At 55.6% G+C, this 12,331-nt stretch carries 14 protein-coding genes; 6 read left to right on the forward strand and 8 right to left on the reverse strand.

What is annotated here, in order from left to right:
- Positions 1-105 precede the first annotated feature (105 nt).
- The 4 genes from J4377_RS03190 to def all read right to left on the reverse strand — a co-directional run bounded on the left by J4377_RS03190 (position 106) and on the right by def (position 3,346).
- Positions 106-312, reverse strand: coding sequence for a dodecin (locus J4377_RS03190; RefSeq protein WP_038481393.1), 207 nt, complete (start codon positions 310-312; stop codon positions 106-108).
- Between the two features lie 49 nt (positions 313-361).
- Positions 362-1,696, reverse strand: coding sequence for a 16S rRNA (cytosine(967)-C(5))-methyltransferase RsmB (gene rsmB / locus J4377_RS03195; RefSeq protein ID WP_038481396.1), 1,335 nt, complete (start codon positions 1,694-1,696; stop codon positions 362-364).
- Entirely contained in the window at positions 1,693-2,679 is a 987-nt protein-coding gene (fmt, locus tag J4377_RS03200; protein ID WP_253486735.1) for a methionyl-tRNA formyltransferase, read from the reverse strand. Before fmt ends, rsmB begins: the two co-directional genes overlap by 4 nt.
- Positions 2,680-2,833: 154 nt before the next feature.
- Entirely contained in the window at positions 2,834-3,346 is a 513-nt protein-coding gene (gene def / locus J4377_RS03205) for a peptide deformylase (protein WP_038481402.1), read from the reverse strand.
- 246 nt (positions 3,347-3,592) lie between these two features.
- Here def and J4377_RS03210 point away from each other — a divergent pair, with 246 nt between their 5' ends.
- The 5 genes from J4377_RS03210 (at position 3,593) to aroE (ending at position 8,018) form a co-directional block, all read left to right on the forward strand.
- Positions 3,593-4,387 carry a peptidoglycan-binding protein gene (locus J4377_RS03210; protein WP_253486736.1) on the forward strand — a complete coding sequence of 265 codons (795 nt, stop codon included), beginning with the start codon at positions 3,593-3,595 and terminating at the stop codon, positions 4,385-4,387.
- 27 nt (positions 4,388-4,414) lie between these two features.
- Positions 4,415-5,536: a DNA-processing protein DprA gene (gene dprA / locus J4377_RS03215; protein ID WP_253486738.1), complete on the forward strand. Its 1,122-nt coding sequence runs from the start codon at positions 4,415-4,417 to the stop codon at positions 5,534-5,536.
- Between the two features lie 81 nt (positions 5,537-5,617).
- Entirely contained in the window at positions 5,618-6,175 is a 558-nt protein-coding gene (locus tag J4377_RS03220; RefSeq protein ID WP_038481410.1) for an L-threonylcarbamoyladenylate synthase, read from the forward strand.
- A 73-nt stretch (positions 6,176-6,248) separates the two neighbouring features.
- The gene (gene hemF, locus J4377_RS03225) at positions 6,249-7,181 is read left to right on the forward strand and encodes an oxygen-dependent coproporphyrinogen oxidase (protein WP_253486740.1); all 933 of its coding nucleotides are present in this window, start codon (positions 6,249-6,251) and stop codon (positions 7,179-7,181) included.
- Between the two features lie 9 nt (positions 7,182-7,190).
- A complete protein-coding gene (gene aroE, locus J4377_RS03230) occupies positions 7,191-8,018 on the forward strand; it encodes a shikimate dehydrogenase (protein ID WP_253486742.1) in 828 nt (275 codons plus the stop codon).
- A gap of 81 nt (positions 8,019-8,099) precedes the next feature.
- Here aroE and J4377_RS03235 read toward each other — a convergent pair whose 3' ends face one another.
- Positions 8,100-8,357: a hypothetical protein gene (locus J4377_RS03235; RefSeq protein WP_038481419.1), complete on the reverse strand. Its 258-nt coding sequence runs from the start codon at positions 8,355-8,357 to the stop codon at positions 8,100-8,102.
- Positions 8,358-8,379: 22 nt separating this feature from the next.
- Positions 8,380-9,183 (reverse strand): M48 family metallopeptidase, encoded by an 804-nt coding sequence (locus J4377_RS03240; RefSeq protein WP_198348628.1) that lies wholly within the window; start codon positions 9,181-9,183, stop codon positions 8,380-8,382.
- 97 nt (positions 9,184-9,280) lie between these two features.
- Here J4377_RS03240 and J4377_RS03245 point away from each other — a divergent pair, with 97 nt between their 5' ends.
- Positions 9,281-10,159 carry an ATP-binding protein gene (locus J4377_RS03245; RefSeq protein ID WP_038481426.1) on the forward strand — a complete coding sequence of 293 codons (879 nt, stop codon included), beginning with the start codon at positions 9,281-9,283 and terminating at the stop codon, positions 10,157-10,159.
- On the opposite strand, the gene J4377_RS03250 is transcribed toward J4377_RS03245, so the two are convergent.
- A complete protein-coding gene (locus J4377_RS03250; RefSeq protein ID WP_253486744.1) occupies positions 10,156-10,770 on the reverse strand; it encodes a hypothetical protein in 615 nt (204 codons plus the stop codon). The two genes, J4377_RS03245 and J4377_RS03250, sit on opposite strands and share 4 nt — an antisense overlap.
- A gap of 282 nt (positions 10,771-11,052) precedes the next feature.
- Positions 11,053-12,240, reverse strand: coding sequence for an IS110 family transposase (locus J4377_RS03255; RefSeq protein WP_231658611.1), 1,188 nt, complete (start codon positions 12,238-12,240; stop codon positions 11,053-11,055).
- Positions 12,241-12,331 lie beyond the last annotated feature (91 nt).

Genomic DNA, 12,331 nt, shown 5'->3' on the forward strand with positions numbered 1-12,331 from the left:
ATCGGTTCCGTTGTAAGCGCCAGCGCGTTCTCGGCAAGAGATATGTGCGCTGCAATAAAGACGGCGGCCAGTGTAAACCAGCCGCCGTCGAAAAGCAGGTCGGGATTACTCGAGTGTGAAGCCAACTTTTATCGTGACCTGCCAGTGAGCGACACGGCCGTCCTCGATATGGCCACGAGTGTCGGTGACTTCGAACCAGCGCAAGTTATGAATGGTTTCTGATGCTTTGGCGAGGGCACTTTGCACAGCTTCTTCAATTCCCTTTTCAGAAGAACCGGTTAGCTCGATATGCTTATAAGTGTGGGTACTCATAGTGTCTCCATCCTTGTCATCGGTTTACCGCCCCGGTAGGGGCGGTATGTTAAGCAGTACGCTTCTCTAGTCTGGCATAAAAAAAGCCATCATGACTGCTTTGCGCGGGAAACAGTTGGCGTCCTTGGCCACTCGGTTCGCCCCAGGCTACGTCATTTGGCGTGGTGACTTCTGCATCGGGCGTGCGGTCAAGAAATGCCTTGATTTGCTCAGCGTTTTCCTCGGGCAGCACTGAACAGGTGGCGTATAGCAAGGTGCCGCCTGGGCGGAGTAGTGGCCAAAGGTTATCCAGCAGTTGGCGCTGTAGCTTAGCGAGCTGGCGAATATCCTCTTTACGGCGCAGTTTTTTAATGTCGGGGTGACGACGAATAACGCCCGTGCCAGAACAGGGCGCATCAAGCAAAATCGCGTCGAAAGGCGCGCCGTCCCACCAGTCTTGCTGGGTAGCATCAGCGTGCTGCAGTTCTGCCGTTAAGCCTAGGCGGTTCAGTGTATCGTCTACACGGCCTAGGCGCTGGTTGTCGCTATCAATGGCCGTCAGAGCAATATCAAACTGCTCTAATAGGTGGGCAGTTTTACCGCCAGGCGCACAGCAAGCATCGAGAACGTGGGCGCCTGGGCGGGGGGCTAATGCAGGCCCTAACAGCGCGGCAGAAAGCTGAGCCGCTTCGTCTTGGACGCTGACATGACCTTCTTCAAAGCCGGGAAGTATGGAGACATCACAGGGTGCATCCAAGGTAATGCCATCCGGCGCATGTAGGCATAGGTGCCCACTTAGTCCCTGCTCAGTCAGCTGTTGTAAATAGGCTTCACGGTCGTTGTGGTGCTGATTGACTCTCAGCGTCATGGGGCCTGGTTCATTGTTCGCTGCGGCAATGGCGCGCCACTGTTCAGGCCAAGCGCTGCGCAACGCATTAAGCAGCCAGGGCGGGTGCTCCAGGGCAACGCTCTCATCTAGGTCAACGGCGGCTTGAAGCGCTTCGGATTCACGCTGTAGGCGGCGCAGGCAGCCGTTAAGCACTCGGGTAGCCCACTCTTTGCCTAGCAGGCGAGCGGCGCCAGCGGTTTCGCCAACCGCTGCGTGTGCTGGAATACGCATATAAAGCAGCTGGTAGATTCCCACCAGTAACAAGGCGTGAACATCACTATCGCGCTTTTTAAAAGGCTGCTTGAGCAGTGCGCCAGCCAACGCTTCCAGGCGCGGCAAGCGTCGGCAAGTACCGTAACACAGCTCTTTTAACAGGCTGCGGTCGCGGGCAATCACACTGTGCTCATCTAGCCCGGCTAGTGAGCCTTGGTCAGTCAAAACAGGTACTAGCGCGCGGGCGGCCGCGGCGCGAACTTCCTGGCCGCTGCCGCCTTTGGGTGGGCGATTCTGGCTCATTCACTAACTCCTTGATGAGCGGCGGCGTGCCCAAGGCGTGCGCCGACGATAAGCGGGGTTTGTCGGGCGTTAAGCAGGTCGCGCACGGCCATCGCTTTCCCACCAGGTAACTGGGCATGGCTAATGCACAGTACTTCTTGGCCTTGCTCGCCACAGGCAATGCGTAGGTGATCCTCGCCATGTTCGAGTAGTGTGCCGGGCGTAGTGGAAGGCTGTTCACCTAGTTCAACACTGGCCATCAACAAACGTAAGCGATCATTGCCTAACGTGCACCAAGCCACTGGCCACGGGTTGAACGCACGTATTTTGCGCGCTAGCGGCTCGGCAGGTTGATGGAAGTCCAGCTCGGCTTCCGCTTTGCTGAGCTTGGCGGCGTAGGTGACGCCCTCGTCAGGCTGCGGTGTTGCTTTTAAATTATTGCTGTCCAGCGCATCCAGCACGTTAATCAGTGCATTCGCCCCTTGAATGGCCAGCCGATCATGCAAGTCCCCGCCCGTGGTGCGCGAGGTGATCGGCGTACGCACTTCATACAGCATCTCACCGGTATCCAGACCCGCATCCATTTGCATAATGGTGACGCCTGATGCGCTATCACCGGCTTCAATAGCGCGTTGGATGGGGGCGGCACCTCGCCAGCGTGGTAGCAGCGATGCGTGCACGTTGATGCAGCCTAAGCGGGGAATATCGAGCACGGCCTGTGGCAGTAGTAGCCCATAAGCAACGACAACCATTACGTCGGCGTTCAATGCAGCCAGTTCCGCTTGGGCATCAGTGCTTTTTAAGCTGACGGGCTGGTAGACAGGTAGCCCATGCTCAACAGCAAGCTGCTTGACGGGGCTTGGGGTGAGCTTGCGCCCGCGGCCAGCTGGGCGGTCAGGTTGAGTATATACCGCTACCACCTGATGCTGACTTTCGAGCACGGCAGCAAGGCTTGAAGCGGCGAAATCCGGCGTGCCAGCAAAAACAACGCGCAACTGTGACATGGTGATGACTACCTAGCATTGAAGGGGGAAAGTAATCGTGTGCCGTGGGGGAAACAAATAAAGGCCGAGAAGCAACGCTACAACGCACCAGGAATAACATTCTGTGCGTTTGCAGCGTGTCAGCTCGGCCAGCAATAACACGGCGTAGGTCGGTTTATGCGTCGTGTAATAGTTTGTGGCGTTTCTGCATCTTTTTCATCACTCGGTCACGCTTTAGGGGTGATAAGTAGTCAACAAAAAGCACGCCTTCCAAATGGTCATACTCATGCTGAATGCAGTGGGCTAATAAACCATCGGCTTCTAACTCGTAGGGCTCACCACTACGATCTAGCGCGTTCAGCTTTACTTTTAAATAGCGCGGGACTTCAGCGTAGTATTCCGGAATCGATAGACAGCCTTCAGAAAGCGGCTCTTTTTCGTCACCAATCGGCTCGTAGCGCGGATTAATAAGTACTAGCGGCTGTGAGTTATCGTCGCTGACATCCATTACTACGACACGCCGATGAACATCGATTTGCGTCGCTGCAAGGCCGATGCCGCGCGCGTCGTACATGGTCTCCAACATATCGTCGACGAGCTGGCGGACCTCATCGTCAACGGTTTCCACCGGTGCAGCCTTGGTGCGCAGGCGCTCGTCGGGGAATTCGAGAATAGGAAGTTTGGCCATGGCGTTACAATCACCGTTATGCTGAGTCTTTAATATGAGCAGGCCTTGCCACCTGTGTTGGCAGGCCTAAGTGCTTTACTATCGGCCACTATATCATGCTGTAAGCGTTCCTGGGCACGTACAACGCCATGCAGCTCCCCTCAACGGCTTCACCCATAACTGACAAGAGAGCACAGGATGGTGGTGAAAAGGGCAGTGGCGAAAAGGTTTCTTTATTATAGCGTGTCGTTGGCATGTTTGACGCTTATGACGACCGCCGCATTGGCGTGGGAATCTCCGCAGCGGGTGGTAAAGCTTTCTCCCCAAATGCGCGCCGTTCCTCAGCAAGAGGCAATAGCGCCGCTGCCGATGGAAACGATCCGGGCATTTTTGCGAGAGCATCGCGTCGTAGAACCAGGCGCGCCTATACGGGAGCTGGCCTACGTCGTGGGCGGCGAGAATCAACGCTTGATGAGTGGCGCGGGCGATACGCTGTATGCGCGCGGCGTACTACCGTCCAGAGCACGTTTAGGTATTTATCGTCCGGGCGAGCGTTATGTTTCCGCTGAGGGTACTCCGTTAGGTACGGAGTTAATCAATATTGGCGAAGCGCGCCAGCTCAGCAGAGAGGGAGAGATTGCCCGCCTAGAAGTACTCAGTGCTTACCAGGAGGTGCGTAATAACGATATTTTGCTGCCGCTTGACGCCCCGCTGTTTGAATCTCTGTCGTCAGAAAATAGCTTTCAGCCTCGTTTACCGTTGAACGATGTCGCTGGCCAGATTATTGCGGTACCTGGCGGAGTGCGCTTTATTGGACGCTTACAAATAGTGGCACTGGATATTGGTACTCAGGATGGCTTGCAGCCCGGTCATGTATTACATGTTGGCCAACAGGGAGAGCTTGTTAATGACCCGCGTAGTCAGGAGCTTCTGCAACTACCCGCCACTGAGGCGGGAAGAGTCATGGTGGTAAAGCCGTATAGCCTGATGAGCTATGCGTTGGTGATGCAGGCATCGAACGTTTTAGCGGTTGGAGACCGGGTACACACGCCGATACGCTAAACACCACGGAACTAACAGGGGATAGGTATGGATGCCAAGGAGTGGCTAGTGGTGAATGAGCTACCGGGCATGGGGGCGCTTCGCACCGCAGCGCTGGCCGCCAAACAGCCGCAGTGGCCCCATGGCTGGCTTGCTGGGCTGCCCAGTAATGCCGCGAGTGCGCTGCGACTTTGGCTAGCGCAGCCAGAGCGCAGCCCGTTGCAGCAGGCAGTCGACCATACCTTCGCATGGCTAGCGGCTGCGCCTAATCGCCATTTGCTCCATCGCAATCATCCTGCATGGCCTGAGTTGCTCGATCAATTGCCGGACCCACCTGTGGTGCTGTGGGCACAAGGTGATCTTAGCGCACTAGATGGCCCAAAACTGGCCATGGTGGGTACTCGGCGTCCTACCTCTGAAGGAAATGGTAATGCTCAGGCGTTTGCCAGAGAGCTTGCTAATCGCGGCTGGTGCATTGTCAGCGGCATGGCTCTCGGGGTTGATGGGGTTGCACAGCGCGCAGCGTTAGCGGCAGGAGGGCAGTCGATTGCGGTGCTTGGCTGTGGCGTTGATGTCATTTATCCGCCCCGTCACCGTGATTTACATGAGCAGCTAAGTAGCGTGCCAGGAGGCTTGTTATTATCCGAGCATCCGCCAGGAACCGTTGCTCGGCCAGCCTTCTTTCCTCGGCGGAACCGAATTGTGACCGGCCTTTCATTAGGTACGTTAGTGGTCGAAGCGACTGAGAAGAGCGGCTCATTGGTAAGCGCACGATTAGCCCTTGAGCAAGACCGTGAGCTGTTTGCACTGCCCGGGTCGCTACATAACGTGCAGGCTCGTGGTTGCCTGCAGTTATTACGTAGCGGTGCGACGCTGGTGCGTCATGTGGACGATATTTTAGAAGAGTTGCAGCACTGGGCTGAACGCTATATGCCAACCGGTCCACGTGCTATCGCTGACAACACAAGCCTTGATTTGCCTATCGAGGACGATGAGCCTAAGGACAATGTACTAAGCGCACTGGGCGCAACGCCAACGCCAATTGATATATTAGTTCAGAGCGCGGGCCTTACGGTCAGTGAATGCCAACAACGGTTATTGATGCTGGAACTTGATGGCAAAGTAGCGCAGCAAGCGGGCGGCTGGGTGCGTTTGACGCGGCCATGGTAGGATGTAAGTAACCGTTTTTCATCTACTGAAGATGTATCAATCTCAGGTGATGAGGGGCCGCGTTTGTAACGAGGAGCATCTATGAAATCGGCTGTTGAGGTTAAAGAGGCGGTACGAGCATTAAAAGAGGGGGGCGTTATCGCCTGCCCCACCGAAGCAGTCTGGGGGCTGAGCTGTGACCCAGATAACGATGAAGCGCTGGCGCATTTGATGCGTATGAAAGAGCGTGATCCCGCCAAAGGGGTGATTCTTGTTGCTGCGAATATTCAGCAATTTCAGCCTTGGCTAAACCAACTGCCAGTTGCACTGCATGCGCCCTTAGCGGCCAGCTGGCCTGGCCCTAATACCTGGCTAGTGCCTGACAATGGCCGTAGTCATGGGTTAGTGCGCGGTGCCCATCAGAGTGTGGCTCTACGGGTGACCGACCATCCGCTGATGAAGGCGCTCTGTGAGGCCTTTGGTGGCCCGCTAGTCTCTACCTCCGCTAATCGCGCGGGTGACCCACCCGCCATGAGTGCTGACGAAGTCGCGTCCATTTTCGGTGAGGAGGTCGCCGCGATTGTAGCGGGTGAGCTTGGGGGTAACGCAAAACCCAGCACCATCAAAGACTTGGTGACGGGCAAAGTCATGCGTTCATAGCGAGGCGCCTTGAGCTGTCTCTGTCATTGACTACTTACCAATCACACTTATCCTCGACCTCTTTGGAGTTACTGTGGCTCACGAGCACCTAGACGACGTTAAACATTACCTTCTGGACCTGCAGGAGCGGTTGTGCGCCGGGCTTGCCGCTGCTGATGGAAAAGCGACATTTAAAGAAGATAGCTGGCAGCGTGAAGAAGGCGGCGGCGGACGTTCAAGGGTCATCGAAGAAGGCGCTGTTTTCGAGAAAGGTGGTGTTAATTTCTCGCATGTTTACGGGGCTCAGTTGCCCCCCTCGGCGACGGCGGCACGACCGGAACTAGCCGGACGCAGCTTTCATGCGGTGGGTGTTTCCTGGGTGCTCCATCCTGAAAATCCTAATGTGCCGACAAGCCACGGAAATGTCCGTTTCTTTATTGCTGAAAAAAAGGGTGAAGCGCCGGTATGGTGGTTTGGTGGCGGCTTTGATCTAACGCCTTACTACCCGGTGTTTGAAGATGTTGTGCACTGGCATCGGGTAGCCCAGGCTGCCTGCGTGCCATTTGGCGAAGAGGTCTACCCGCGCTACAAAGCTTGGTGCGATGAGTACTTCTATCTTAAACATCGTGAAGAAACCCGAGGTGTTGGTGGGCTATTTTTCGATGATTTAAATGAAGGCGGTTTCGACGACTGTTTTGCTTTCCAACGTGCGGTGGGCGACAGCTTTCTGGATGCCTACGTACCGATTGTGCAGCGCCGTAAAGATGATGCATGGGGTGAAAAAGAGCGTGATTTTCAGCTCTATCGTCGCGGCCGCTATGTTGAATTTAATCTAGTCTGGGATAGGGGCACTCTGTTTGGCCTGCAAAGCGGCGGGCGCACCGAATCCATCTTAATGTCTATGCCGCCGCTGGCCCGTTGGGAGTACGCATTTACACCGCCCGCAGGTAGCCGAGAGGCTAAATTGCACGAGTACTTGGTGCCACGCGATTGGCTAGCCGAAGCCACCCAGTTGGGTAAAGTGTAAGGAGCCTGTATGACCGACCGTTACTGTGTGTTTGGAAACCCGATTAAGCACTCTAAGTCGCCATTAATTCACGAAGAGTTTGCTAACCAAACTCAGCAACCTATGACCTATACCGCCGAACTTGCACCGGTGGAAGGTTTTGCCAGTGCTTGGCGAGAATTTGTGGCAACAGGAGGCCGTGGAGCGAACGTGACTGTACCGTTCAAAGGCGATGCCTTTGCGCTGTGCGATACCCTGAGCCACCGTGCCAAGCGTGCTCAGGCGGTGAATACGCTGATTGTCGGCGGCAATGGCCGTACCTACGGTGATACCACTGACGGTATTGGGCTAGTGCGTGACCTTGGTTACCATCATGTGCCCATTAAGGGTAAACGCGTGTTGGTGATCGGTGCCGGTGGTGCAGTGCGTGGCGTGCTAGAACCGCTGCTTGCCGAGCAACCTCGTGACGTTGTTATCGTCAATCGAACGGCGGAAAAAGCCGTCCAATTAGCAGACGCATTTGCCGACTTAGGTACCCTTCAGGGCGGCGGATTTGACTTGTTAGAAGGCCAGTTTGATCTAGTGATCAATGGCACCAGCGCCAGTCTTTCTGGGGATTTGCCGCCGTTACCGGATAACCTATTTAACCAAGGCGCTTGGGCCTACGACATGATGTATGGCTCGGAACCCACGGTGTTTTTACAGTGGGCAGGGCCACACGGCGCCAAGTTGCTCGATGGCCTGGGTATGCTGGTCGAGCAAGCCGCCGAATCTTTCTTTTTATGGCGTAACGTGCGGCCCGAAACAGCCCCGGTGCGTACACTGTTAAGGCAATCGTTGAACGTTGCCAGTGACTAGCTAGCTTGTGAGTGCTCCACAAAGAAAAGGCAGCCCTTGCTGCTGCCTTTACTGGTTAATGCTGGTTGTGTTCTCTCGTGTTTAGCGAGATTTGGTGTAAAAGCCAATCATGCACATAACGAGACCAACCACAGAGACCAGCATGCCACCGTTGACTAGCAGCGGTGAGCGCTCAAGCCACGATACAAAGGGCTGCGGCGTGTCACGGCACGCATTTGTCAGGTAGTCCCAATGCCCCCCGTCGAGCTGGCAAGCGCGTACGTCACCAAGCTCCCAGAAATAGACGCCGAGCAACACTAAAATCGGCAAGACAAGCAGCAATAAACCAAGTCGAATCATTCAAACCTCAATATTAAGGTGCCTAGGGGCGTGGGCAGTTGGGAGTGCGGCCGCTATTACGCGCCTGTTCGTAGCTTGCTATGGCGTTATTCATGCTGGCTTGAAGCCCTTCGATACGCTGGCCTTCACTTGGGTGCGTCGACATCCAGGCGGGTGGGGCGCCACCGCCGGAGGCCGCCTGCATATTTTCCCAAACGGTAACGCTTTCCCGTGGGTCAAAACCTGCCTGGGCCATTAACTGAAGGCCGATAACATCGGCTTCACTTTCATGACTACGGGAGAACGGCAACGCAATACCGTATTCCGCTCCCATCCCCAGTACCCCCATCAGTTGTTGGCCACCCGGGGTTTGCATGCCGGAGGTGCTGGCAAGTACCGATAAACCAAGTGACGTTGCGCTTTTTGTTGAGGCGCGTTCGTTGGCATGATTCGCAATGACGTGGCCAATTTCGTGGCCGACAACCGAGGCAAGCTGGTTTTGATTGGTGGCGATATCAAGCATGCCCGTATTTACACCCATGTAGCCACCGGGCAGAGCAAAGGCGTTGGGCTGTTCAGATTCAAAGACACGGATTTGCCAATCAAGATTACGCTGTTCGGCTGGCAATACTTCTACAATGGCATCCGCGATGCACTGTACATAGCGGTGGCTTGCCTGACCTGCGGTGGGAATATCTTGTTGATACTGCGCAAAGGCTTGCTGGCCCATTTGATTAAGCTGATCATCTGAAAGCAGCAGCAACTGAGAGCGACCGGTAGGTGACGTGGAGCATGCTGCGACAGAAGCACACAGTGCAGCAACAGCCAGGGGGCGAAGCCAGCGCATAAGCGGTTTCCTTATAGACGAGTAGGGATCTTTGCACACAAGATAACCACTGTCAGTGGTAAATCAACTCATATCATAACGCACTCTGAGGACAATCATGGATGCTGAATTGAGCCAACGCTTAACGCGGTTGCTGGACCACGTAGAACATTGGTTGCCGCCTGCACCGATCCAGGTGGATTGGGACAAGCATGTGGCGGCTATTTGGCAGCGCCACCCGTTAGGTGGTCGCTTAGTTCCCGTGCCACCGCGCGACACGATGACACTGGATGACCTGTTAGGTATCGAGCGCCAAAAATTAGCCTTAGTTGATAACACCCGTGCATTTTTGCAGGGGCTACCCGCCAACCATGGTTTGCTATGGGGATCACGTGGCAGCGGGAAGTCATCGGTGATTCGTGCGCTGCTTAACTCGTTGGCGAATGATGGGCTGCGATTGATCCAAGTGGATCGCCACGATTTGGGTAGTCTGCCGATATTGGTAGAACAGCTGCGCGATACGCCGCATCGTTTCGTGGTGTATTGCGACGATCTTTCATTTGAAGGTAATGATGATGCTTACAAGGCACTCAAAAGCGTCTTAGACGGCGCATTAACAGGGCCGCCGGAAAACGTCTTGTTGTATGCCACTTCTAACCGCCGCCATTTATTGCCGGAATCCATGGACGACAATAGCGGTACGCGTCTTGTGGGTGAAGAGCTACATCACGGTGACGCTGTTGAGGAAAAGATCTCATTGTCAGATCGCTTCGGCTTATGGTTAGGTTTTCATCCTTTCAGCCAAGCGACTTACTTAGAGGTCTGTGAGCATTGGGTAGCTCGTATTGGTGATAAGCAGGATTGGAGTGATGCCGCACGAGCAGAAGCGGTTCGCTTTGCAACGCTAAGAGGAGGGCGCAGTGGCCGAACGGCTTGGCAGTTTGCAGCCCAGTGGGTGGGCCGCAAACGGCTTCATGAAGGAAGTCGTCAGGCTTAACGCACAGGCGTTAACTGGCCGTCGGCGCCTACGTTCAGGCGAATGGTCGGCGTTAAAAGCCCTGCAGGTAATGTCATACCCAGTCCACGCAGGTCTCCTGGCGTGATAGCAAGCTCACTGCCAGGCGGTAGTGAGCCCTGGGTGGCTAACTGACTGGCGAGTTCTAGCATTGGCATCATACGCTGAGTGTCGGTAGTCAGGATGTCAAACGCTACCGGTAGACGTAACGTTGAGTCTTCCCCTGATGTTAGCGTTACATCCTCTTGATATTGGCCTTGCACTGGATCGACCCCCGGCATATCGAGCATCCAACGGAAACCTGACATCTCAACAGCGGGCATACCGGTAGGTAAACCAAGGCCCATTGCTAAGGTGGCCTGAACGGGCAAGCTTCCAGCGCCAAGGCTAGACGCAAGCAAACTTGTCAGGTCGCTAGTATCAAGCCCTGCTTGCACGTTATAAGAGCCAATACGCACCTCTTCAATGCCCAGCGATGTTACCGCCAAGCGAAAGGCAAATAAGCCTGTTTGGGGCAGGGCAAGGCAACCTGCTAGCAAGCTTGTCATCAGCAGCAAGAGCAAACCGCGCCCGCGTTTAATTGCGTAGTGCATTAATATCCCTCCTGGTATGGATTGACCTGTCAAGGGCACGGTTATCTTTCGTTCATTCGGTTGTCCTCAATGCCTAGGGGTCAGGAAGCGAAGGGCTATCTGCGACGGTGGATCTCTCTGGTATTCGTGGGTTGGTTACCGACCTGTCATCACTTCGTCGCGGAGCTACCCTGCTCTACAAGCGAGGGTCACCCAGCCCCAGAGGGCGGGGCCTCATAGGAGGGCCAGGGGTTCTCCCACCGGCCCGACGCTCCCTGACACCTAGACACTGGAACGTGATAGTCATGCGGTTGCCCGGCTTCCGTGCGGTTTGCCCATAGCCTCACAGGCAATCGCCCACATAAACCCCGTCAATTCGCGCGCGACGGCGGTGATAACCTGCTGCTTCATCTTGCCCGTGGCCGCCAATCGACGGTAACGTCCGCAGAGTCGTTTCTGTGCTTCCCAGGCGATTGCCTGCACCGTCGGCGTGGTCTGCTCGGCTCGCTTCTCAATAATGCGCGTCTTGCGCGCGGGGAAGCGATAGCTCCAGGCGGCCTCCACCAACACACGACGCACATGACCATTACCCGTTTTAGTGATGCCTCCCTGTCGGCGACTACCGCCACTGGAGTGCTCGCTGGGCACTAGTCCCAGGTAGGCCATCAGTTGCCGCGGTGAGTCGAACCGGCTGATATCACCCAGCTCGGCCAGCACTGTCATGGCGGTAATCAGGCTGATCCCACGCATCGCCATTAGCGACCGAACCACCGAGGCCAGTGACCACTCCATTAACGCCGCTTCCATTTGCTTCTCTAACCCTGCAACGCGTCGTTGAGCCTCTCTCACGGCCTCAATGTACTCCTGTAGCACGATCTGCTGAATCCGATTATCGAAGCGGACGGTCTCGAGCCAGCGAAAATGAACCGGTATCCACTTACTTTTGCCAGTGTAGACCTTGCCGTGGCGTAGCAAGAATGCGCTCAGACGTTGACGTGCTTTAAGCTCAATGGCCTTCATATCCTCACGGGCACGTGTCAGATCACGAATGGCTTCCTGCTCGGGCGTGGGCACCCAGACCGGCGTGAGTTCGCCAGCACGTGAGAGACGGGCCAGCATGACGGCGTCTCGTCGGTCGGTCTTGACGCGATCTCCCGCACGACGAGGAATCAGTGATGGGGCAACCACTTCGCCATCATGGCCGCTGGCCTGAATCTGGTGATAGAGGCCGTAACCACAAGGGCCAGCCTCATAACTGAACAACAGAGGCTGCCCGTTGAACCGCTGGCTGAGCTGGCGAATCATCTTGTCAATGGCCTTGGATTCGTTAGGAATCTCGCCACGAAACTCGGGCTCGAGCCGCCCCGCCTCGGCGATAGAGACGGCAATGGTGGCCTTGTGCACATCCAGGCCGATATAAGCGGCATGGACGTTGCCAGCGCCGCTACGGCGTTCACCAAAGGACGGTTGATTTACGCTAGACTGTTTCATGACCTGCCTCCCTTAATAGTGGCTCTGCGTTGTTGCCTCAACCTCAACATAACCCACGAAGTTGAGGAGGGGCAGGTCAATCCATCATGTC

Origin of the sequence: Halomonas sp. XH26, from assembly GCF_024138895.1 — a bacterium.
GTDB lineage: Bacteria > Pseudomonadota > Gammaproteobacteria > Pseudomonadales > Halomonadaceae > Vreelandella > Vreelandella alkaliphila.